The 22,636-nt window shown below is 55.6% G+C and carries 24 protein-coding genes; 5 read left to right on the top strand and 19 right to left on the bottom strand.

The window, feature by feature from the left end; genetic code table 11:
- Window positions 1-6: 6 nt before the first annotated feature.
- The 6 genes from fabG to yceD all read right to left on the bottom strand — a co-directional run bounded on the left by fabG (window position 7) and on the right by yceD (window position 4,470).
- The gene (gene fabG, locus ACSPHG_RS14550; RefSeq protein ID WP_435954228.1) at window positions 7-741 is read right to left on the bottom strand and encodes a 3-oxoacyl-ACP reductase FabG; all 735 of its coding nucleotides are present in this window, start codon (window positions 739-741) and stop codon (window positions 7-9) included.
- A gap of 13 nt (window positions 742-754) precedes the next feature.
- Entirely contained in the window at window positions 755-1,684 is a 930-nt protein-coding gene (gene fabD, locus ACSPHG_RS14555) for an ACP S-malonyltransferase (RefSeq protein ID WP_435954229.1), read from the bottom strand.
- A 16-nt stretch (window positions 1,685-1,700) separates the two neighbouring features.
- Window positions 1,701-2,654 carry a beta-ketoacyl-ACP synthase III gene (locus tag ACSPHG_RS14560; protein WP_435954230.1) on the bottom strand — a complete coding sequence of 318 codons (954 nt, stop codon included), beginning with the start codon at window positions 2,652-2,654 and terminating at the stop codon, window positions 1,701-1,703.
- A gap of 6 nt (window positions 2,655-2,660) precedes the next feature.
- Window positions 2,661-3,695: a phosphate acyltransferase PlsX gene (gene plsX, locus ACSPHG_RS14565; RefSeq protein ID WP_435954231.1), complete on the bottom strand. Its 1,035-nt coding sequence runs from the start codon at window positions 3,693-3,695 to the stop codon at window positions 2,661-2,663.
- 66 nt (window positions 3,696-3,761) lie between these two features.
- A complete protein-coding gene (gene rpmF / locus ACSPHG_RS14570; RefSeq protein ID WP_013508656.1) occupies window positions 3,762-3,932 on the bottom strand; it encodes a 50S ribosomal protein L32 in 171 nt (56 codons plus the stop codon).
- Between the two features lie 16 nt (window positions 3,933-3,948).
- Window positions 3,949-4,470 carry a 23S rRNA accumulation protein YceD gene (yceD, locus tag ACSPHG_RS14575; RefSeq protein WP_435954232.1) on the bottom strand — a complete coding sequence of 174 codons (522 nt, stop codon included), beginning with the start codon at window positions 4,468-4,470 and terminating at the stop codon, window positions 3,949-3,951.
- Between the two features lie 142 nt (window positions 4,471-4,612).
- Between yceD and ACSPHG_RS14580 the strand changes: the two genes are divergently transcribed.
- A complete protein-coding gene (locus tag ACSPHG_RS14580) occupies window positions 4,613-5,200 on the top strand; it encodes a Maf family protein (protein WP_435954233.1) in 588 nt (195 codons plus the stop codon).
- Window positions 5,201-5,236: 36 nt separating this feature from the next.
- Here ACSPHG_RS14580 and rluC read toward each other — a convergent pair whose 3' ends face one another.
- Window positions 5,237-6,196, bottom strand: a complete 960-nt coding sequence (gene rluC / locus ACSPHG_RS14585) for a 23S rRNA pseudouridine(955/2504/2580) synthase RluC (protein ID WP_435954234.1) — start codon at window positions 6,194-6,196, stop codon at window positions 5,237-5,239.
- A 572-nt stretch (window positions 6,197-6,768) separates the two neighbouring features.
- Here rluC and rne point away from each other — a divergent pair.
- Window positions 6,769-10,071, top strand: a complete 3,303-nt coding sequence (rne, locus tag ACSPHG_RS14590; RefSeq protein WP_435954235.1) for a ribonuclease E — start codon at window positions 6,769-6,771, stop codon at window positions 10,069-10,071.
- A 206-nt stretch (window positions 10,072-10,277) separates the two neighbouring features.
- Here the strand turns inward: rne and flgL are convergent, their stop codons facing one another.
- The 11 genes from flgL to flgB all read right to left on the bottom strand — a co-directional run bounded on the left by flgL (window position 10,278) and on the right by flgB (window position 20,301).
- On the bottom strand, window positions 10,278-11,246 hold the full coding sequence (gene flgL / locus ACSPHG_RS14595; protein ID WP_435954236.1) for a flagellar hook-associated protein FlgL: 969 nt from the start codon (window positions 11,244-11,246) through the stop codon (window positions 10,278-10,280).
- A 16-nt stretch (window positions 11,247-11,262) separates the two neighbouring features.
- Window positions 11,263-12,918 carry a flagellar hook-associated protein FlgK gene (gene flgK / locus ACSPHG_RS14600; protein WP_435954237.1) on the bottom strand — a complete coding sequence of 552 codons (1,656 nt, stop codon included), beginning with the start codon at window positions 12,916-12,918 and terminating at the stop codon, window positions 11,263-11,265.
- 172 nt (window positions 12,919-13,090) lie between these two features.
- Window positions 13,091-14,032: a flagellar assembly peptidoglycan hydrolase FlgJ gene (flgJ, locus tag ACSPHG_RS14605; RefSeq protein ID WP_435954238.1), complete on the bottom strand. Its 942-nt coding sequence runs from the start codon at window positions 14,030-14,032 to the stop codon at window positions 13,091-13,093.
- Window positions 14,032-15,126 (bottom strand): flagellar basal body P-ring protein FlgI, encoded by a 1,095-nt coding sequence (locus ACSPHG_RS14610; RefSeq protein WP_435954239.1) that lies wholly within the window; start codon window positions 15,124-15,126, stop codon window positions 14,032-14,034. Before ACSPHG_RS14610 ends, flgJ begins: the two co-directional genes overlap by 1 nt.
- Before the next feature lie 11 nt (window positions 15,127-15,137).
- Complete coding sequence (locus tag ACSPHG_RS14615; protein WP_435954240.1) at window positions 15,138-15,833, bottom strand: flagellar basal body L-ring protein FlgH; 696 nt, start codon at window positions 15,831-15,833, stop codon at window positions 15,138-15,140.
- Window positions 15,834-15,888: 55 nt separating this feature from the next.
- Window positions 15,889-16,671 (bottom strand): flagellar basal-body rod protein FlgG, encoded by a 783-nt coding sequence (flgG, locus tag ACSPHG_RS14620; RefSeq protein WP_435954241.1) that lies wholly within the window; start codon window positions 16,669-16,671, stop codon window positions 15,889-15,891.
- A 31-nt stretch (window positions 16,672-16,702) separates the two neighbouring features.
- The gene (locus tag ACSPHG_RS14625; RefSeq protein WP_435954242.1) at window positions 16,703-17,458 is read right to left on the bottom strand and encodes a flagellar basal body rod protein FlgF; all 756 of its coding nucleotides are present in this window, start codon (window positions 17,456-17,458) and stop codon (window positions 16,703-16,705) included.
- A 20-nt stretch (window positions 17,459-17,478) separates the two neighbouring features.
- Entirely contained in the window at window positions 17,479-18,750 is a 1,272-nt protein-coding gene (gene flgE / locus ACSPHG_RS14630; protein ID WP_435954243.1) for a flagellar hook protein FlgE, read from the bottom strand.
- A 26-nt stretch (window positions 18,751-18,776) separates the two neighbouring features.
- A complete protein-coding gene (gene flgD / locus ACSPHG_RS14635) occupies window positions 18,777-19,463 on the bottom strand; it encodes a flagellar hook assembly protein FlgD (protein ID WP_435954244.1) in 687 nt (228 codons plus the stop codon).
- Window positions 19,464-19,473: 10 nt separating this feature from the next.
- Window positions 19,474-19,878, bottom strand: coding sequence for a flagellar basal body rod protein FlgC (gene flgC, locus ACSPHG_RS14640; protein WP_435954245.1), 405 nt, complete (start codon window positions 19,876-19,878; stop codon window positions 19,474-19,476).
- 3 nt (window positions 19,879-19,881) lie between these two features.
- Window positions 19,882-20,301: a flagellar basal body rod protein FlgB gene (gene flgB / locus ACSPHG_RS14645; protein ID WP_435954246.1), complete on the bottom strand. Its 420-nt coding sequence runs from the start codon at window positions 20,299-20,301 to the stop codon at window positions 19,882-19,884.
- Window positions 20,302-20,453: 152 nt separating this feature from the next.
- Between flgB and flgA the strand changes: the two genes are divergently transcribed.
- From flgA to flgN, 3 genes are all read left to right on the top strand, one after another.
- On the top strand, window positions 20,454-21,113 hold the full coding sequence (gene flgA / locus ACSPHG_RS14650) for a flagellar basal body P-ring formation chaperone FlgA (protein ID WP_435954247.1): 660 nt from the start codon (window positions 20,454-20,456) through the stop codon (window positions 21,111-21,113).
- Between the two features lie 93 nt (window positions 21,114-21,206).
- Window positions 21,207-21,500: a flagellar biosynthesis anti-sigma factor FlgM gene (flgM, locus tag ACSPHG_RS14655; protein WP_435954248.1), complete on the top strand. Its 294-nt coding sequence runs from the start codon at window positions 21,207-21,209 to the stop codon at window positions 21,498-21,500.
- 4 nt (window positions 21,501-21,504) lie between these two features.
- Window positions 21,505-21,927, top strand: coding sequence for a flagella biosynthesis chaperone FlgN (gene flgN / locus ACSPHG_RS14660; protein ID WP_435954249.1), 423 nt, complete (start codon window positions 21,505-21,507; stop codon window positions 21,925-21,927).
- Window positions 21,928-22,108: 181 nt separating this feature from the next.
- On the opposite strand, the gene ACSPHG_RS14665 is transcribed toward flgN, so the two are convergent.
- The gene (locus tag ACSPHG_RS14665; protein ID WP_435954250.1) at window positions 22,109-22,594 is read right to left on the bottom strand and encodes a cold-shock protein; all 486 of its coding nucleotides are present in this window, start codon (window positions 22,592-22,594) and stop codon (window positions 22,109-22,111) included.
- Window positions 22,595-22,636: the final 42 nt, after the last annotated feature.

A 22,636-nucleotide genomic window follows, 5' to 3' on the forward strand; every position in this document is an offset into this window, starting at 1 on the left:
TCGTGGTTAAACCATGTACATTCCGCCATTGACGTGCAGGGTCTCACCAGAGATGTACCCGGCCTCGTCAGAGGCTAAAAATGCTACTGCACTGGCGATTTCTTTTGCGTCACCTAAGCGACCCGCTGGAACCTGCGCCAGAATACCCGCACGCTGATCGTCAGAGAGCGCACGCGTCATGTCCGTTTCAATAAAACCCGGAGCAACAACGTTTACAGTAATACCGCGAGACGCAACTTCTCGTGCCAGCGATTTACTGAAACCAATCAGGCCTGCTTTAGCCGCAGCATAGTTGGCCTGACCAGCATTTCCCATGGTACCAACCACAGAACCGATAGTGATAATACGACCATGACGCTTTTTCATCATAGCGCGCATTACCGCTTTTGACAGACGGAATACCGATGACAGGTTGGTTTCGATGATATCGTTCCACTCGTCATCTTTCATGCGCATTAACAGGTTATCACGAGTGATACCGGCATTATTTACCAGAATATCCACTTCGCCAAATTCTGCGCGAATATTTCCTAATACCGACTCGATAGATGCCGGATCGGTCACATTCAGCATGAAACCTTTGCCGTTAGTGCCTAAATAGTCACTGATGGCCTGCGCACCGCTTTCGCTGGTCGCTGTACCAATAACTTTAGCACCGCGAGCCACTAAGGTCTCAGCGATGGCACGGCCGATACCACGGCTTGCGCCGGTTACCAGCGCAACTTTTCCTTCAAAACTCATGGTTTTCCTCGTTTTATTGCTCAAGCGCCGCTGCCAGCGATGCAGGCTCGTTAATGGCCGCCGCCGTCAGGGTGTCAACAATACGTTTAGTCAGGCCAGTCAGGACTTTACCTGGGCCGACTTCCAGCAACTGGGTCACGCCCTGTGCTGCCATAAATTCTACAGATTTTGTCCATTGCACCGGGCTGTACAGTTGACGAACCAGCGCGCTACGAATAGCTTCTGGTGAGGTTTCACACTTAACGTCAACGTTATTCACAACCGGTACTGTCGGTGCGTTGAAGGTAATGCCTTCCAGCGCAACGGCTAATTTATCTGCCGCAGGTTTCATCAGCGCGCAGTGAGAAGGCACGCTTACCGGCAGTGGAAGAGCACGTTTTGCGCCCGCAGCTTTACAAGCCGCGCCTGCACGTTCGACTGCTTCTTTATTACCGGCGATCACAACCTGGCCCGGTGAGTTGAAGTTTACAGGAGACACGACCTGCCCCTGTGCCGCTTCTTCACACGCTTTTGCGATAGACGCATCGTCAAGACCGATGATAGCAGACATTGCGCCGGTACCTGCTGGTACGGCTTCCTGCATCAGTTTGCCACGCAGTTCAACCAAACGAACGGCATCAGCGAAGTTGATAACTCCAGCGCAAACCAGCGCGGAATATTCACCCAAGCTATGACCGGCCATCAACGTTGGCGTTTTTCCACCCTGCTGCTGCCAGACACGGTAAATTGCTACAGAGGCTGCCAGAAGCGCTGGCTGAGTCTGCCAGGTTTTGTTCAGTTCTTCTGCCGGGCCCTGTTGCGTCAACGCCCAAAGATCATAGCCCAGTGCATCAGAAGCTTCACGGAAGGTTTCTTCGATAATCGGATAGTTTGCCGCTAAATCAGCCAGCATACCGACAGTCTGAGAGCCCTGCCCCGGGAAAACAAAAGCGAATTGAGTCATCTATTTGTCCCTATAATCAAAAACGAACCAGTGCTGAACCCCAGGTAAAGCCGCCGCCGAACGCTTCAAGCAGAACTAATTGTCCGCGTTGAATGCGTCCGTCACGCACTGCTTCATCCAGCGCCGCAGGTACGGACGCCGCAGAGGTATTACCGTGACGATCTAACGTGACAACAACGTTGTCCATCGACATGCCCAGCTTCTTCGCCGTCGCGCTGATGATCCGCAGGTTTGCCTGATGCGGCACTAACCAGTCGAGCGCGGAACGGTCGAGATTATTGGCCGCCAGCGTTTCGTCGACGATATGAGCAAGCTCGGTCACCGCAACTTTAAAGACTTCGTTACCGGCCATGGTCAGGTGAATCGACTTTTCAGGATTCACGCGATCGGCATTTGGCAACGTTAGAAGCTCGCCGTAGCTGCCATCTGCATGCAGATGAGTAGAGATGATGCCCTGCTCTTCAGAAGCGCCAAGCACAACGGCACCGGCACCATCACCAAAAATAATAATCGTTCCGCGATCGGTTGGATCGCAGGTGCGTGCCAGCACGTCGGAACCAATAACCAGAGCGTGTTTTACCGCACCGGACTTCACATATTGGTCAGCAACGCTTAACGCGTAGGTGAAACCAGCACACGCGGCCGCCACATCAAACGCCGGGCAGCCCTTGATTCCCAGCATAGCCTGAATTTGACAGGCCGCGCTTGGGAAGGCGTGTGTCGAGGACGTGGTCGCAACAATGATTAAGCCAATTTCGGATTTATCAATACCGGCCATTTCAAGGGCGCGATTTGCAGCGGTGAAACCCATGGTAGCCACGGTTTCATTTGGCGCTGCAATGTGGCGCTCACGAATACCTGTACGGGTGACGATCCACTCGTCAGAGGTATCCACCATTTTTTCCAGGTCGGCGTTAGTCCGCACGTGTTCGGGCAGATAGCTGCCCGTACCAATAATCTTTGTATACATGTACGCTCAGTCACTCTTGGGTAATACAGATTCCAGGCGGGCAGCAATCCGGGTGGGAACTTGCCGCCGCACCGCCTGCACTGCCTGTTCAATCGCGACAGCAAACGCTCGCTGATTGGCCGCACCGTGACTCTTAATCACCGTGCCGCGCAATCCTAACAGACAGGCGCCATTATACTGGTCGGGGTTGAGGTGACTGAATCGCCTGGTCAGATGCTTTTGTAACCAACGCTTCAATAAAATCAGCCACCACGACCTTTTTTTCCCTTCGCCCTGGGATTTCAGGAGCGTAAGGAACATTCTGACAACACCTTCCATCGTCTTCAGTGTGACGTTGCCGACAAAGCCATCACACACCAGTACATCCGTTTTGCCGGTCAACAGTTCGTTGGCTTCAAGATAACCAATATAGTTGATAGAAGGCATTGTTTTTAATAAAGCTGAGGCATCGCGAATACTGTCGAGGCCTTTTGTCTCTTCTTCGCCAATGTTTAGCAGCGCCACGCGCGGATTCACCAGACCCAGCACTTCTTCTGCCATCACGGATCCCATAATGGCAAACTGCACCAGCATATTGCTGTCGCAGTCTACATTGGCGCCGAGGTCCAGCACCACGGTTTTCCCCTTCTGCTGATGGGGTAAAACGGTCATCAGAGCCGGGCGTTCAATTCCTTCAATGGGTTTAAGCAGTAATTTCGCAAGGCCCATTAATGCGCCGGTATTTCCAGCACTCACGCAGGCTTCAGCCCGCCCTTCTTTTACCAATTCAAGTGCCAGTCGCATAGAGGAACCGCGACTATTGCGGATCGCTTGCGACGGTCTGGCATCACTGGCAATAACCGATTCCGCAGGGATAATCTGCAGACGCGAACGTTTTTCAAAATCAGCTTTGGCAAGTAATGGCGTGATGGCGTCGGGATCACCGACTAAAAGAAGGCTTAGCTGGGAGTTAGAGTCCAGTGCCTGCAATGCTGCAGGCACTGTCACGGAAGGACCGAAGTCCCCACCCATGGCATCTAACGCAAGGGTTAGACGTGTCAAGATATCGCCAGATTACGGTTTATCCCCGTTTTCACAGGGAAAACTGAATAATCACGCTAAGCGTGATTATTTAGCGATAACTTTACGGCCGCGGTAGTAACCATCGGCAGTGATGTGGTGACGCAGATGAGTTTCGCCAGAAACTTTGTCCACGGACAGGGTGGTGGTGGTCAGCGCGTCATGGGAACGACGCATGCCACGTTTGGAACGGGTTGGTTTATTCTGTTGTACGGCCATGGACCTTACTCCTCAATTACTTACGCTTTAAACTGGCTAATACGGCAAATGGATTTGGTTTCTCCGCCTCTTCAGGCAGTTTGCCAAAGACCATGTCCGCCTCGGACACTTCACAGTGTTCAGAATCATGCACCGGAACGACTGGCAAGGAGAGGATGATTTCATCTTCAACCAACGCCAGAAGATCGATTTCGCCAAATTCGTTAACCTGAACCGGCTCATACGCTTCCGGGAGTGCTTCAGCCTGCTCGTCTTTGACGATCGGGCTAAAACAATACTGTGTGTAGACATGATGAGCAAACGGCTTCCCGCAACGCTGACATGAGAGAGTTACCGCAACCTTCGCATCACCGGTTAAAACCGCGAGTCGTTGATCGTCGATAGCAAACCGCATATCGCATTCCACATCACTGTCCACACTGACCACAAATTCGGCGACGCGCTCAACCTGTTCCGGGGTATAAATACCCTGGTAATCAAGGCGTTTTTGAGCCGTACGAACCGGATCGAGAGTCAGGGGTAATTTTACCTTTTGCATAGGGCGCGCATATTAACTTTGTAACGTCATAGAGTCAAAGAAAAAGGCCTCGAAACAGCGCCTTTCGCCATTTATTCGCACACATTGCGGTGGCACAGTTTAAAATGCCTTTATCCAATTCGCTATCTTTAATGAAAAAAATATGAAATCAATTGTGCTTGCTTCTACCTCGCCCTTTCGCCGCCAGCTGCTGGAAAAGCTGGGCTTGCCTTTTATTACCGCATCTCCAGAGACAGACGAGACGGCAAGGCCTGCGGAGTCTGCGCGCGAACTTGTTACTCGTCTGGCACAGGCTAAAGCTCAGGCTCTGAAAGCTATCTATCCTGCCCACCTTATTATCGGTTCAGATCAGGTTTGCGTTTTAAATAATCAGATAACCGGTAAACCGCACACCGAAGAAAATGCCGTACAGCAGCTTCTACTCGCTCGTAACAGCATTGTGACGTTCTACACGGGCCTTGCGTTGTACAATTCTGAGAACGGCCATCTGCAAACGGCCTGTGAGCCGTTTGACGTTCATTTCCGCCATCTTAGCGAAGATGAGATTCGAAATTATGTCCGTAAAGAGCAGCCGCTTCAGTGCGCAGGCAGTTTTAAAAGCGAAGGGCTGGGCATAACGCTGTTTGAAAGGCTAGAGGGGCGCGATCCCAACACGCTGGTTGGTTTACCGCTTATTGCCTTATGTGAAATGTTGCGAAACGAAGGGGTAAACCCGCTGCAAGATTTATAGGGCGGATAAGCGAAGCGCCATCCGCCGAAACTTCTGCTAGTTCTGGTGCGAGTTACGCAAAACGTTAAGACAGCGCTTTAGCTGATCGTCGAGTGGCGCTTCAACACGCATAATTTCACCGGTATTGGGATGCGTAAAACGCAGAGCGGCGGCATGCAGAAACAGGCGATTAAGACCGGTGCCCGACAGCTGCTTATCGAACTCTCGGTCACCGTAGCGATCGTCAAAGGCGATTGGATGGCCCGCATGAAGCGTATGTACGCGAATCTGGTGCGTACGGCCAGTTACAGGGCTACAGCGAACCAGGGTGGCGAACGTATAGCGCTCTTCGACTTTAAAGCGGGTTTCGGAGGCCTTGCCTTCGCTATTCACTCGCACGATACGCTCGCCGCTTTGCAGAATATTTTTCAGCAGCGGTGCCTGCACCACCTTCATATGCGACTGCCACTGCCCGCGCACCAGGGCGAGATAATCTTTCTGCATGCCTTTTTCGCGCAGCTGTTCATGCAGCGAACGCAGCGCGGAGCGCTTTTTAGCCACCAGCAAAATACCTGACGTATCGCGGTCAAGGCGATGAACCAGTTCCAGGAATCGGGCGTCCGGGCGTAACGCGCGCAGGCCTTCAATGACCCCGAAGCTCAGACCGCTGCCGCCGTGAACTGCCGTACCCGACGGTTTATTCAAAACGAGGATATGATCGTCTTCATAAAGGATGGCATCAGCGAGCGCGGCGACCTTTTGCAGGTGCGGTGAAACCGGCGCGTCTTCACGTTCGGCCACTCTGACCGGCGGGATCCTGACCTCATCGCCATCTTCGAGCTTGTACTCGGGTTTCACGCGCTTTTTATTAACGCGAACTTCACCTTTACGCAAAATGCGATAAATCATGCTTTTCGGCACGCCCTTCAAGCGGGAGAGCAGAAAATTGTCGATACGTTGCCCGGCCTCATCGGCGGAAATAGCAACGATTTTTACGGAAGGAGTCTCTGTTTTCATGGTCGGCGATTCTAAATAGCGTACGCGCATAGCGCCACTCATTTTTATGTGCTTAACTGAGAATCTGCCTCATTTGCAGCGATATAACCCGCCTTTTTATGTTTTCTGTTCTGAACGGACAAAACGTGAGTTATAAATCTGCAAGAAACGAGACATCAAAGGCAAAAGTCATCTTGCTATAATAAGGTTAGCAATGGAATAATGTTGCGGTTTTCCGTGTTGATACTTGTTAGAACAAGAGATTTTGCGGAATGACCATTTTTGTCTGCACGTTCATCAACGCAGCAATGGCGTAAGACGTATTGAACTTTCAGGCAGTTAGCGGGCTGCGGGTTGCAGCCTGACCGGTAAAATGGAACCTACACTTGCGAAACTTTTCCAAGGCTTGTTCCCACGATAATTGCGCTGTATTTCCGTATGAAATACAGGCTACCGACACTTTGCGCCTCTCAGCAAGCGACAACCGTGAGGTTGGCGACTGTGCGATCAGTCACGAGGCCATCGGTTCATTCCCGGTCAGCGTCACCATGCCCGTAGCTAATCACCAATGTAAGAATAATGAGTAAGTTACGATGAAAAGAATGCTAATTAACGCGACTCAGCAAGAAGAGTTGCGTGTCGCCCTTGTAGATGGGCAGCGCCTGTACGACCTGGATATTGAAAGCCCAGGACACGAACAGAAAAAAGCCAACATCTATAAAGGAAAAATCACCCGTATTGAACCAAGTCTTGAAGCGGCATTTGTAGATTACGGCGCGGAACGTCATGGTTTCCTCCCTCTTAAAGAAATTGCCCGCGAATATTTCCCGTCTAATTATTCATCACATGGTCGTCCGAACATCAAAGATGTTTTGCGCGAAGGCCAGGAAGTGATCGTCCAGATCGATAAAGAAGAACGTGGTAATAAAGGCGCAGCCTTAACTACCTTTATCAGCCTGGCAGGCAGCTATCTGGTACTGATGCCGAACAACCCTCGCGCCGGTGGTATTTCACGCCGTATCGAAGGCGACGACCGTACCGAACTGAAAGAAGCCTTGTCTTCTCTGGAGCTCCCTGACGGCATGGGTCTGATTGTACGTACTGCCGGCGTGGGTAAATCCGCCGAAGCGCTGCAATGGGATTTAAGCTTCCGTCTTAAGCATTGGGAAGCCATACAGAAAGCCGCAGAGAACCGCCCTGCTCCGTTCCTGATTCATCAGGAAAGCAACGTTATCGTTCGCGCCTTCCGCGACTATCTGCGCCAGGACATCGGTGAAATCCTCATCGACAACCCGAAAGTGCTCGAGCTTGCTCGCCAGCATATCGGCGCGCTGGGTCGTCCAGACTTCAGCAGCAAAATTAAGCTTTACACCGGTGAAATCCCGCTGTTCAGCCATTACCAGATTGAGTCACAGATTGAATCCGCTTTCCAGCGTGAAGTCCGTCTGCCGTCAGGTGGTTCCATCGTTATTGACACCACCGAAGCCCTTACCGCTATCGACATCAACTCCGCTCGCGCAACGCGCGGTGGCGACATCGAAGAAACTGCGTTCAACACCAACCTTGAAGCGGCCGATGAAATTGCCCGCCAGCTGCGTCTTCGCGACCTCGGCGGCCTGATCGTTATCGACTTCATCGATATGACCCCGGTACGCCACCAGCGCGCGGTTGAAAACCGTCTGCGTGAAGCCGTTCGCCAGGATCGCGCGCGTATCCAGATCAGCCATATTTCACGCTTCGGCCTGCTGGAAATGTCCCGCCAGCGTCTTTCCCCTTCTCTGGGCGAATCAAGCCACCACGTCTGCCCACGCTGTAGCGGCACCGGCACCATTCGCGACAACGAATCCATGGCGCTTTCTATTCTGCGTCTGATCGAAGAAGAAGCGCTGAAAGAGAATACTCAGGAAGTTCACGCGATCGTTCCTGTGCCAATTGCCTCTTACCTGCTGAACGAAAAACGCGATGCGGTAAGCGCGATTGAAACTCGTCAGGGCGGCGTGAAGGCCATCATCGTGCCAAACGACCAAATGGAAACGCCGCACTACTCCGTTCTGCGCGTGCGCAAAGGCGAAGAAACTAAAACTCTGAGCTACATGCTGCCTAAGCTGCATGAAGAAGAGATGGCGATGCCATCTGATGAAGAATATGCCGAACGCAAGCGCCCTGAGCAGCCTGCGCTGGCTGCCTTCGTGATGCCAGATGCGCCCCCTGCTCCGCAAGAAGCAGTTGCACCTGTTGCAACGCCAGTTGCTGCCGCGAAGCCTGCCGTAACGGCGCAGCCGAAAGCCCCTGAACAGCCAGGCCTTGTCAGCCGCTTCTTCAACGCGCTGAAAAACCTCTTTGCCGGTGAAACTCCAGTCGAAAGCAAAGAAGTTAAAGAAGAGAAGCCTGCTGAAGCCGACACTCAACGTCAGGGTCAGGAGCGCCGTAATAACCGTCGTCAAAACAACCGCCGTGACCGTGGCGAGCGTGGCGATCGTAACAACCGCGACCGCGACAGCCGTAACGAAAACCGCGAAAGCCGTGAAGGCCGTGAAACCCGCGAGCCGCGCGAAAATCGTGACGAAAACCGTCGCAACCGTCGTCAGGGCCAACAGCAGACTGCGGAAGTGCGTGAAGCACGTCCGAGCGTTGCAGAAGAAGTTGAAAAACCGAAGGCCCGCGACGAACAGCAGCCACGCCGTGACCGTAACCGTCGCCGCAGCGATGACAAGCGTCAGGCGCAGCAGGAAGTTAAAGCGCTGCAGCGTGATGAAGTCGTTGAGGTTGAAGCGGAGCAGGAAGAACGCGTTCAGGTTATGCCGCGCCGTAAACAGCGTCAGCTAAACCAGAAAGTGCGTTTCGAATCTGCTGAAGATATCGCAGCAGCACAGGCAGCCGCCGCAACCGCGCAGGAAGAAGCGCCAGCACAGGCAGCCATCGCTCCTCATAAAGAAGTCGCTACCATTCCACTGCCTGCGGTTGTTGAAGCCCCGGCAGAGCATGAAGATAACGGCGATTCCCGTAACGATGCCAACGGTATGCCGCGTCGCTCCCGTCGTTCCCCGCGCCACCTGCGCGTGAGCGGCCAGCGTCGTCGTCGTTATCGTGACGAGCGTTATCCGGCACAGTCTCCTATGCCGCTGACCGTCGCCTGTGCATCTCCAGAACTGGCTTCCGGTAAAGCCTGGATCAGCTACCCTATCGCCCGTCAGGACGTGCCGGTACACGAAGAAATTCAGCAGAACGTTGTTGAAGATGCACCAGTTACAGCGGAAGTTCAGCCAGCGGCAGCCGTTGCGGTAGCAGAACCCGTTGTTCAGGAAGCAATCGTAGCTGAGCCTGCTGTGGAAACCACGCACCCAGAAGTGATTGCCGCGCCGGTTACCGAGCAGCCGCATATCATCGCTGAACAGGATGAAGCCGTCGCCGAGCAGGTCATTGAAGAAGCAACGCCAGCGGCAGAAGAAGCGCCGCAGGAAGCCAAGGTTGCAGACATCGTGGAAACCGCTCCGGTTGTAGTTGAAGAAACTGCGCCAGAAGCTCCGGTTGCCGCCGTCGAAGAAAGCAAATCCGTCGACGCTGCACCTGCGGTGACTGAAGAAGTTCAGCCCCAAGCGCCGGTTGTGGAAGAGACGCCGGTAGCAGAAGAACCAGCCCCAGCCGTAGAGCCAGCGCCGGTTGTCGCAGAGCCTGCACCAGCCGCTCCGGCAGTTCCGGTAGTTGCTGAACACAGCGTGAAGCACGCCGCTGCGCCAATGACTCGTGCCCCGGCGCCTGAGTATACGCCAGAGACGGCTCGCGAGAGCAGCTGGGTTCGCCCTGACTTTGAGTTTAGCGGCCGCGGTTCAGCGGGCGGCCATAGCGCAACGCATCAGGCGACTGCGCCAGCCACTCGCCCACAAAGCGCCGAGTAATTTCAAGCGTTAATGAACAAGCCGGTCAGGCAGCTGACCGGCTTTTTTTATGCGCTTAATTCAGCAAGAACTCATTGTTGTTAAGGATGTCTGCTTTCACCCTCAGGCACGGGATAATTCAACAGGCAAAAAAAAGCCCGCTCCGGGGTGCGGAAGCGGGCACATGATGCGTGTTCAGTTTCAAGACACGCCCAAAAACAAAAGTATTACTTATTCAGTTGGAACAGCGACATGCCCTGCATATCGCTAAACGCCTTATAGGAAGCCTGTAAAGCCGCCTGCTGCATAACGTATGAGGAAATTGCCGAGTTCCAGTCAACGTTAATCAGGTCGCTCATCTGCTGGGACTGACCTAACGCGCGGTCGCTGCCCAAATCATCCAGCTGGTCGAGTTCATTGAGCTGGGTTCCCAACTCAGCGCGTACGGAAAGCACGTTGTTGAGTGAGTTTTTCAGGCCACGGCTGGTTTTGTCGATAACCGCAGCCTGCGCGTCCTTACCTGTTTGATCCAGATTCTCTACTGGCGTATTCAGCGCTTCAATAGCGCTATCGAGCATAGCAAAGAGATCTGTCTCAGACTTGGCAGGTGGCGTACCCGGCTCAGGCACCGCATTGCTGGTAATACTGTTAAAAATCTTATCGCCCGTGTGACCAATAGTCATCGTTCTTGCGGCATCGACAGCCTGGGTAACCGGCTGATCGCCCCCACCATATCCAACGGTGCCGGACGTTTCGGTATACGGCGCTTTTTCCGTTTTGTAACCGGCAAAGATGTAGCGCCCATTACCGTCCGTGCTGTTGGCCAGGTTCAGGATCTGGTCGCGAATACCTTTGATATCGGTGGCAAGCGAAGCGCGGTCATCGTCGCTCAAGGTGCCGTTAGCGGCGTAAACAATCTTTTCCTGCGCCGACTGGATGGCGGTAGTCACCTGGCTTAGCACGTTCTCCTCTAAAGAGATTTTCTGAGTCGCAAAAGTACGTGCCAGTGCATACTGGCTGTTCTGCGCCTGAGCCTGCGACAAAACTACCGCCTGCGAAGCCGCTATCGGGTCATCCGAAGGCCTGTTCACCCGCTTGCCCGTCGACATTTGCTCGCCGTAACGCAACCATTCGCTCTGCGCGTTCGACACGCCGCGCATGTTCTGGTCATACATCATCTGAGTACTGATACGCATCCGCTCGTTCCCTCAGTTATCGAATTGCCAGCAGCGCATCAAACATGCTTGATGCCGTCTGCAGAACCTGAGCGTTCGCCAGGTAGTATTGTTGGAAGCGCTGCAGGTTACCGTACTCTTCGTCCAGGTTTACCCCGGAGATAGACTGCTGCTGATTGCTCAGTTGGGTAACCACGTTGCTCTGCGTCGTGCTGGTAACCTTCAGGCTCGCCGTCTTGTTACCGACATCACTCACCAGGCTTGCATAGGCGTCGTTGAAGGATTTATTGCCCCCCACTTTTTTTGCACTCTGCAGGTCAAGCAGTGCCTGAGCGTTACGGTTGTCGCTATCGCCCGAGTCCTTCTCGGAGGCCAGCGCCAGCTTGCTTTCATCGGTGATTGCCACACCCATGTTGACGACGGCGTCCGATACCGGCTTGACGGTAAAGCTGTCGTTTTTCTCCGGTTTTCCGCTCACGTCTAATTTCAGTCCGTCAAAGTTCAGGCTGGTGTTACCCGCACCGTCAACAACCAGATTCGCCTTGATTTTGGCATTATCAGAAAGACGGGTGACCTGCCAGTCGGTGCCATCGAAGGACACCTTATAATCGCTGGCCTGCACCGCAGAACTGTCGGTAAGCGTCGGCTTAAGCGTGGCCGAGCCGGTATTCTTACTGTTGCTCAACACGGACGGGCTGCCGATCTTAAAGAAGTCCGTACCGTCGTCGCCGTTCGCATCAACGCCCTGCTTGTGCTGCTGGTTAAAAGCATCGGCAAAAGAGAGCGCCAGCTGGCCGAGGCGGTTACGTGCGCTGTCCAAATCCTGCGAGCGGAAGGCTAAAACGCCGCCAAGTGAACCGCTGGTAATCTGGCTTTCCGGAATTTCCGTGGTGCCGGACACTTTATCGACGTAGGCAACGGTCGTGCGCGAAGGATCTGCGCTGGAAGGCACGGCGGCCAGCTTGTTGGCCGAGCTGCCCTGCACCAGGTTTAAACCGTTGGCGATAGAAACGTTATAGGTGCTGCCGTCCTGCACGCTGACCTCAACGCCGACGATCTGGTTAAGCTGGCTAACAAGCTGGTCACGCTGATCGAGAAGATCGTTTGGCGTCGCGCCCGCGCCCACGCCCGTCAGGCGAGAGATTTGGTCGTTCAGGTTAGCAATCTGCGAGGCGTAGCTATTGATCTGGTCAACGCTGCTCTGCACCGAAAGGTTAACCTGCTTATCCTGGTCACGCAGATACTGGTCGGTTACCTTAAACTGGTTAACCAAACCGTCCGCTTTACCGAGCAGAGCCTGGCGCGCCGCCGGGTCTTCAGAGTTACTGACCAGCGTTTGCAGGCCGGTAAAAAAGCCCTGCAGCGAGGTGGCAAGCGTATTGGTGGTGCCAGAAAGCATATCGTCGATTTTCGACATCTGCTGATACTGACTGGTCAGGCCGCTGCTTTGCGTTTGCGCCGCGCGAAGCTGGTTGGTGATAAACGCATCATACTCGCGCTGCACGCCGCTGACGTACACGCCGTTTCCTACCCAGCCGCCGGCACCTAGAGTGCTGTTAGACTGCGACAGCAATGTCGTCTGACGGGTATATCCCGCGACGTTGTAATTTGAAATGTTGTTACTGACGGTGTTCAGTGCCGACTGGGCAGCACTCAGGCCGCTCATGGCACTGTTAATCAGGCTACTGGACATGGAGGTTCCTTAAGCACGTATGGTCACGGGTCCCGTGGAATCAATTTTGTAGGGTGGATAAGCGTTAGCGCTATCCACCTGTCACGTCGGATGGCGCTGACGCTTCTCCGACCTACGGTAAGCCGCAAATTAATAAGTAGTATCGGCAGCGTGGCGCAGGACTTGAGGTTAATCAGAACAAATTAGACAGATCGTTGCCGTAGGCTTTCGCCACTTTGTCACTCATCGCTTTCATCTGCTGAATCATACCGGTCAGCTTACGGGCGTAATTCGGATCCGTTGCATAACCGGCGTTTTGCAGGGCCTGCGCACCCTGTTCCGGCGTGCTGGCGTTAGTGACGGCGGCGTAGCGAGGATTACGTGTTAAAAGACCAACATAGTCGGACAGCGCCTCAAGGTAAGAGCTGTAAACGCGGAACTTCGCCTTAACCTTCTTCGCCGCGCCGTTTTCAAATTCGGTGGTGGTGATTTCCGTGACCGGCCCCTTCCAACCGGCCGACGCCTTCACGCCAAACAGGTTGAAGCTCGGCTCGCCGCTAGCGGTACGGATTTGGCGCTGGCCCCAGCCTGACTCCAACGCGGCCTGCGCCAGAATCAGGTGATGAGGAATGCCGCTCTGCTCGCTGGCAAGCCTTGCCGGAAGCGAAAGCTGGGCGAGAAAGTCTTTGCTGTCGCCGCTCAGCGGCTCTTCGTTGGACGGCGCTTTGGGAATCGCCTGGCGAACCATCTGCGTCAGCGTCTGGTTCTGGAAGCTTGTCACCGTCTGGGCGTCAAACTTCATCGGCACTTTGCCCGCCTCTTCCGACGGATCGGCATTTTCGCCCATCTGCTTGACCATCATGTCCGCCAGCCCCAGCCCTTTGGCGCTAAGCTGCTGGGCGATCTGCTGGTCATACATGCTGGTGTACATGCGCGACTGCTCGCTGCTGAAAATACCGTCCTTCGGCAGCGCCTCGCGCATGCTTTTTAGCATCATCTGCACGAACATCCCTTCCACCTGGCGGGCAACGGACTTCATGTTGCCTTTAGGGTCCTGCCCGGCCTTCGCCTTCAGCTCGTTTAGGGATGTTGCATCCCACGCGGCATTTGCCAGTGACTGGGTATCGTTGAGCATTAGATGATTTCCACTTTAGCGCGCAGACAGCCCGCGCTCTGCATCGATTGCAGAATCGACATCAGCTCCATCGGCGTGGCGCCAAGCGTGTTAAGCGCGCGCACCACGTTGTTGAGGTTGGCGCTGGAATTCACGCGCTGCAACGCACCGCCGGACTGGCGCAGATCGATCTGCGTTTGCGGCGTCACCACGGTTTGCCCGCCGCCGAACGGCGTATCCGGCTGGCTGACCTGCGCCTGGCGATTTACGGTAACGGACAGATTGCCCTGCGCGATGGCGCAGCTGTCCAGCGTCACTTCGCGGTTCATCACCACCGAGCCGGTGCGCGAGTTGATGATCACTTTGGCGTCCTGCGTCGGCATATTCACTTCAAGGTTCTGGATATCCGCCAGCAGGCGCACCTGCGAGCTGTTGCCGCTCGGCCCGCGAATTTGTATCGTGCGGGCATCCAGCGCGGTTGCGCTGCCAAAGCCGCGCGAGCGGTTGATGGTGTCGGTGATCTGCTGCGCAAGCGTGAAGTCGTCGTCATTGAGCTGCAGGTTAATAACGTTGCCCTGCCCGAAGGTGCCCGGCAGCTCGCGCTCGATGACCGCACCGTTGGTGATGCGCCCGCCGTTGAGCTGGTTGACCTGCACGCTGCTGCCGCCTGCGGAGGCCCCCGCACCGCCGACCAGAATATTGCCCTGCGCCAGCGCATAAACCTGATTATCGACCCCTTTCATCGGCGTCATCAGCAGCGTGCCGCCGCGCAGGCTTTTGGCATTACCCATAGAAGAAACCACAACGTCGATATTTTGTCCGGAGCGCGCAAACGCCGGATATTTCGCCGTGACCATAACCGCCGCCACGTTCTTAAGCTGCATGTTGGTGCCGGCCGGGACGGTAATGCCCATCTGCGAAAGCATGTTGTTGAGGCTTTGCGTGGTGAAAGGCGTCTGCGTGGTCTGGTCACCCGTACCGTCAAGGCCGACGACCAGGCCGTAGCCAATCAGGGAGTTTTCACGCACGCCCTGTACGCTCGTCAGGTCGCGAATACGCTCGGCCTGCGCCAGGGTCGCCACCAGCATCAGCCCTGCGAAGAGATATTTGACCATGTTGCCCTCGCTTACATCGGCGATAAATTAAGGAAGAAGCGCTGCAGCCAACCCATGTTCTGCGCCTCATTGATATAGCCGTTACCGACATATTCGATACGCGCATCGGCCACCTGAGTGGACGGCACGCTGTTGCTGCCGCTGATCGTGCGCGGGTTCACCACGCCTGAGAAGCGGATAAATTCGGTGCCCTGGTTGATGGCGATCTGTTTCTCGCCCACCACGTGCAGGTTACCGTTCGCCAACACCTGGTCGACCGTGACCGTCAGAGTGCCGCTGAAGGTATTGCTGGCGTTCGCGCCACCTTTACCGTTAAAGCTGTTGCCGCCCGAACCGTCAATGGACGCGCGATCGTTGCCAAACAGGCCTTCGAGATAGCGCGGCGTGACGTCCAGGCCAAAATTGGTTTTGCCGTCGCGGCTGGCATTTGCCGAGGAGCTTTTGCTGGCGCTGACGTTTTCCTGAAGCTGGATGGTCAAGGTATCGCCGACGTTACGCGGGCGACGGTCTTCAAACAGCGGCTGGTAGCCGTAGTTCACGGGCTGCGCGGTCTGGAAAATAGAGCCGTTGATCACCGGCGCGGGGCCGGGTACGGGCTGGGCAGTCGTTGCCCCTTCAACCAGAGGTTTAGTTGGAATCAGGGCGCAGCCGCCTGTGGCAAGCGCCAGGCACAGCACGACAGGACGAAGAACCATAGGTTTTTGCATTGCTTTCATCTTCAGGTCTCGACGGCCGACGCGCGCAAACGCGTCGGCAAACTTCTTACAGCTGCGTCAGTTTTTGCAGCATCTGGTCTGTGGTAGAGACCGCTTTACTGTTGATTTCGTAGGCGCGCTGAACCTGGATCATATTGACCAGCTCTTCAGCCACGTTAACGTTCGAGGTTTCGACATACCCCTGATACAACAGCCCCGCGCCGTTAAGCCCAGGCGTACTTTCGTTCGGCGTGCCGGACGACTGGGTTTCGGCATAGAGGTTTTCACCCAGGCTTTCCAGACCGGTATCGTTCATGAAGGTGGTCAGATTAAGCTGGCCGACCTGCACCGGCTGCGCCTGTCCCTGCTGGGTGACGCTGACGATACCGTCACGCCCAACGGTGATGGTCAGGGCGTTAGCGGGAATGGTAATCGCAGGCTGAACCTGGAAACCGCCCGCCGTTACCAGCTGGCCGTTCTGGTCAACCTGGAACGAGCCGTCACGCGTATACGCGCTTGAGCCATCCGGCAGCTGCACCTGGAAGAAGCCCTGGCCTTTGATCGCCACGTCCTTGCTGTTGTTGGTCTGGGACAGGTTGCCCTGGCTGTGCAGGCGTTCGGTCGCCACCGGACGCACGCCGGTACCAATCTGCAAACCGGATGGCAGCGTGGTTTGCTCGGAAGACTGCGCGCCCGGCTGGCGGATGGTCTGATAAAGCAGATCTTCAAATACCGCGCGCTGCCGCTTAAAACCGTTGGTGGAGACGTTTGCCAGGTTGTTGGCAATCACATCCATATTGGTCTGCTGGGCATCGAGGCCGGTTTTGGCGATCCATAAAGAGCTGATCATAGTGAATTCCTGTTAGTTACGTGACGACCGCTTAGCTCATCGACAGCAGCTGGTTGGCGCGCTGCTCGTTTTCGTCCACGCTTGAGATCATCTTCATCTGCATCTCAAAGCGGCGCGCGTTGGCAATCATGTCGGCCATGGCCTCCACCGGCTTCACGTTGCTGCCCTCCAGCACGCCGGGCATAACGGAAATGCTCGGATCGGCCTGCAGGGTGGCGCCACGTGCAGCAAGCGCCGTTGGATTAAGACGGAAGAAGCCGTCGTCGCCGCGCATGACTTCCTGGCCCGTTGCTTTTACAAGCTTCAGACGCCCGATAGGCGCGACGGTGTTTGGCGCATCGCCCGCGTTCAGGGCTGAAATAGTCCCGTCCGCCGCGATGGTGACTTCCGCCCCTTCCGGAATAGCAATCGGGCCGCCCTCGCCTAACACCGGCTGCCCGTTGACGGTCAGCTGCCCGGTAGGGCTAACCTGCATGTTGCCGTTGCGGGTATAGGCCTCGCTGCCGTCCGCGCTTTGTACCGCCAGCCAGCCGTCCTGTTGCAGGGCAACATCCAGCGGGCGTTGGGTGTAATCAAGCTGGCCCTGGCTCATGTCCGCCCCGGGCGTTGAGGCGGTGACGAGCGTACGGGTAGGCATTGAAAGCCCTTCTACCGGCACCGCGCGCAGGGCGTTAAGCTGCGCGCGAAAGCCCGGCGTAGAGGCGTTGGCCAGGTTGCTGGCCGTCACCGCCTGTTGGTTCAGGGTCTGACTTGCCGCGCCCATGGCGGTATAAATTGCGTGATCCATTAAGCCGTCCCGTCAGCTGCTTAGCGCAGGTTAACCAGCGTGTTGAGGATTTGATCCTGGGTTTTGATGGTTTGCGCGTTCGACTGATAGTTACGCTGCGCGACGATCATATTCACCAGTTCTTTACTCAGGTCCACGTTTGAAGACTCCAGCGCGCCGTTGGTCAGCGTCCCGAAGTTGCCGCTGCCCGCCGTGCCCAGAAGCGCAACGCCGGAAGCGTTGGTGGAAGCCCAGACGTTATCGCCCTGGGACGCCAGCCCTTCCGGGTTTGCGAAGTTCGACAGCACGATCTGGCCCAGCACCTGGGTCTGTTCGTTTGAATAGTTGCCCACCACCGTGCCGTCGTCGTTGATCTGATAGCTCACCAGGTCGCCCGGCTTGTAGCCGTTCTGGTTGGTTGCTACCACGTTGTTGGAACCGGTGTTCTGCTGCATGGAGTTCAGGAAGCTCAGGGAGAAGCCTGCCGGCGTCGCGCCGTTAGCCGCCCCCGTCTGGATCAGAATCTGCGGTTGGGTGTTAGCCGTCGGGTTTAAAACCCAGGTCTCAGGGGTTGTACCCTGCGGGTCATAGTTGTTAACCCCGGCCAGTTGGCCGTTCTGGTCGAAGCTCATCTGCGCGGCTTTATTGGCCACCGAGCCCGCTACGCTTGAATCCTGGGTATAAACGTCCCATTTATTGTCCGCGGTTTTCACGTAATAAATGTTCATGTCGTGGGCGTTACCCTGACTGTCGAAAACGGTCACGGTGCCCTTTTTGTTGTAGCTTGCAGAATCGCTGGCATCGAACGGCGCCTTGGTCGGCAGCGCGTCGGTGGAGTTCAGGTTGATCTGCATGGACGCGGTGGTGGTGGTTTTCGCCGCCATCAGCGTGTTCGGCACGGACAGCCCGACCGGGTTTGCGCCCTGCTGAATCGTTGGCGGGGTGCCGGTTGCCGGATAGCCGGTCAGCTGCATGCCCTGCATGTTCACCAGGTTACGGTTTTCGTCGAGCTTAAACTGGCCGTTGCGGCTGTAGTAGACGGAACCGTTGTCATCGACCAGGCGGAAGAAACCGTTCTGGCTGATGGCAACGTCCAGGCCGCGCCCGGTGTTGGTGGTGGTGCCGTCGTTAAAGTCCTGGGTAATGCCCGCAACCTTTACGCCCAGGCCCACTTTGGAACCGGCGAACATATCCGCAAAAGAGGCGGAACCGGCTTTGAAGCCGTAGGTGGCGGAGTTGGCGATGTTGTTACCAATCACGTCCAGGTTGGTGGCCGCAGCATTCAGGCCGCTGACCGCTTGAGAAAAGGCCATGTCTTACTCCTGCAAAGGTTAAAGGCTTAAATAATCTGCCTGATTTGGTCGAGGGTGGAGGTGCCATAGGTACCGAGGTCCAGCAGGGTCGAGCCGTTGCTGAGGGTCACACCATTGACCACGGCAAAATTAAGCGGTTGGGCTACCAGCTGGGTGCCGCCATTGCTGGCGTTAATCGCGACGTTGTAGGCCCCGTCCGGCGCGGTGGTGCCGTCGGTCATGCTGCCGTCCCAGGTAAAGGTGTGTACGCCTGCGGACAGGCCGCCGATATCAATCGTGCGCACAACTTTGCCGCTGCCGTCGGTAATCGTCGCGGTGACCTTATCGGCGGCCTGCTGCAGCTCAACGCCGAACGGCGTGGTGACTTCTTTACCGGTAAGAATTTTAGAGCCAGGGATCATCACGCCGTGGCCAATCAGCGCGCTGGCCTGCAGCTGCTGGTTGTTATTAAGCTGGCCGGACACAGAGCCGAGCGTGGTGTTAAGCTTTTCGATGCCGCTCACTGTGCTGATCTGCGCAAGCTGCGTGGTCAGTTCGTTATTCTGCATCGGATTGGTCGGGTCCTGGTTTTTCAGCTGCGCCACCAGCAGGGTCAGGAAGCTGCCCTGTAAGTCAGAGGCGCTGCTGCCCGTCAGACTGCTGTTGCCGGACGCGGCGCTGGTGCTGCTGGCCCCGTTTGTGGTGGTGTCGTTGACGTTAACGGCGATAGACATGCGTCACTCCTTATTGGCCTAAAGTCAGGGTTTTCAACATCATGCTTTTCACGGTGTTGAGCACTTCCACGTTGGCCTGATAGCTGCGCGAGGCGGACATGCTGTTCACCATCTCACCGACCACGTCCACGTTTGGCATCCGCACGTAGCCCTTGGCGTCCGCCATCGGGTTACCCGGTTGATAGACCAGCTTGTCCGGATCCTGGCTTTCCACCACGTCGCTGACTTTGACGCCGCCCGTTTGCGCGCCGGGCGCGGCATCCACCTGGAAAACAACCTGTTTGGCACGATACGGCTGACCGTCTGGCCCCGTCGCGCTGTCGGCGTTTGCCAGGTTACTGGCCGCCACGTTCAGACGTTTAGACTGCGCCGTCATCGCGGAGCCCGCGATATCGAAAATATTCAGTAAAGCCATGGATTAACCTCCACCCTGTGACAGGACGGACATCATGCCTTTGATTTGCCCACCCAGAACCGTCAGGTCCGACTGGTACTTAAGGCTGTTGTCCGCAAATTGCGTACGTTCACGGTCCATATCGACGGTATTGCCGTCGAGCGACGGTTGGTCAGGGACGCGGTAAAGGAGGTCAAGCTGAGGGACGGTTTGCGTTTGCGCCGGAATATGGCGTGCGGACGTCAGGGCGAGAGAAACCCCGCTGCCTTCTACGCGCCCGCGATCCATCACTTTTTTCATTTCACTGGCGAAATCGATATCGCGCGCCTGATAGCCAGGCGTGTCTGCGTTGGCGATATTCGCTGCCAGAATCTCCTGACGCTGGGCACGCAAATTAAGCGCTTCCTGCTGAAATCGCAGCGCGGCGTCCAGTTTGTCGAGCATGTTCCCTCCGCATAATTAGGATTTGTCCGACAGCTTACGGCCCCTTACGCGTGCGTTATCGACGGAATAAGCACAAAATGCATCGCTATTTGTCGCCTTGATCAATTCGGGCTGCGGTTAAAATCACTGCAATCTGAACAAGGAGATGCGTCATGAAGAGTCTGCAAATCTGGGGTGGGGTAGCCGTACTGCTGGCTTCGCCGCTGGCGGGCGCGAGCGCGCTTGATGCGCCGTTAACCCAGTTTTTCCAGCAGCGTCTTGCGGGTATTAGCGACGACGTTATCGTGACCGTCAAAACGCCCGACGCGCAGCTGCCGTCATGTGCCGATCCCCAGTTCGTGATGCCGAATAACGGGCGCATGTGGGGGAACGTCAGCGTTCAGGCCCGCTGCGGGAACGACAGGCGTTATATTCAGGCCGTGGTCGCCGCAACGGGCAACTACGTTGTCGCAGCACAGGCTTTAGCGCGGGGCACCGTGCTGAACGAAAGCAACGTACAAATGAAACGCGGGCGTCTGGACCAGCTCCCGCCGCGCGCCATGCTCGATCTTAACCAGGCGAACAGCGCGGTTACGCTAAGGGATATCGCCCCCGACCAGCCCATCATGCTGTCGATGGTGCGTCAGTCTTGGCGCGTTAAGGCCGGGCAGCGCGTGCAGGTGGTTGCCGCCGGCGACGGCTTTAGCGTCAACGGTGAAGGCCAGGTATTAAACAACGCGGCGGTGGCGCAAAATGCTCGCGTGCGCATGTCGTCGGGCCAGATTGTCAGCGGCACGGTGGATGCTGATGGGAATATTCTGATTAATCTATAATCTTTTTAAAGATTCTGATGCGGCTGCCGATAAATGTTTAACAATGATTTTGACAGGCCACCCGCCGTGAGCCCCCTCGATGAGGATTAAATAATGAGCATTGATCGCACGTCGCCCTTAAAACCGGTAAGCACTGTTCAGCCACGCGAAACTACCGATACCCAGGCACAGAAAAGCCGTCTGGAGAAAAGCGCCACGGCAAAAAGCACCAGCGTCACCTTAAGCGATGCGCAGGCAAAGCTGATGCAGCCAGGCACCAGCGATATCAACATGGAACGTGTTGAAGCGCTGAAAACGGCTATCCGTAACGGCGAGCTGAAAATGGATACCGGCAAAATCGCCGATGCGCTGATTCAGGAAGCGCAGGGCTATTTACAGAGTAAATAATGGCATGAGTCGTCTGTTAGAAGTGCTGGACCAAATGACTGCGGTGCTTAACTCACTCAAAGAAGTGATGGACGCCGAGCAGCAGCAACTCTCCGCAGGCCATGTGAATGGCAGCGCGTTGCAACGCATTACCGAGGATAAAAGCTCGCTGCTTGCGACGCTTGATTATCTGGAGCAGCAGCGTCGAGAGCTGCAAAACAATGAGGCCGCCACCCAGGATGTCAGCCAGCGCTGGCAGACGATTACCCAAAAAACGCAGCACCTGCGGGATATCAACCAGCACAACGGCTGGCTGTTAGAAGACCAGCTTGCCCGTAACGAGCAGGCGCTGGCGGTACTGAAGCCACACCAGGAACCCAATCTTTACGGGGCCGATGGACAAGCTACGACGGTGAATCGTGGCGGGAATAAGAAAATAACCATTTAGTTTTAAGGCATTGTCGGGTGGCGCTGCGCTTACCCGACCTACGAAACCTGAAATTGTCGGGTGGTACGGCGTTTACTCGACCTACGTGCCGTGAAATTGTTGGGTGGTGCGGCGCGTATCCGCCCAGGGTGGCGTGAATGTAAGGTGGATAAGCGCAAGCGCCATCCACCTTCTGGCCTGACTAACGCGGCAACCCTTTAAGCATTTTCATCGTCGCGTCTACGTCAATCTCATCCTGCGAGAAAATGTGCGTGGTGCCCTGGAAAGTGGTAATCGCCAGCTTCTTCAGGGTGCGCATCTCCCCTTCTTTCTTCTCTTCTTTCGGACGGATGCTGTTCATCAGCAGGCCCACCGACAGCACGGCGTTCTCTTTATCAATCTTACGATCCGCGGGCACCTCTTCGCTGTAGGCGAGGAAGGATTTGATCGCCGTGATTTTGATGCGCTCACCGGCAATAAAAATGTATTTGCTTTCCGGCTCCACTTTTACCGCATAGGCCGACAGGCCCTTATTGTTGGTGGTCGGCTCAAAGGTCACCGCAGCATCTTTTTTGATTAGCTCGGGATTGGCGACTTTAATCACATGGAAATAACGGTTATCGCCGTTTTCATCTTTAATAAAACCAAAACCCTTTTCTTCAAACCAGGTTGTGATTGTTCCGTTCATCGCTTTATCACCTAATAAAAAATCAACATCTCAAAATTGTAG

Source organism: Dryocola baronae (assembly GCF_051297175.1).
Lineage (GTDB): Bacteria > Pseudomonadota > Gammaproteobacteria > Enterobacterales > Enterobacteriaceae > Dryocola.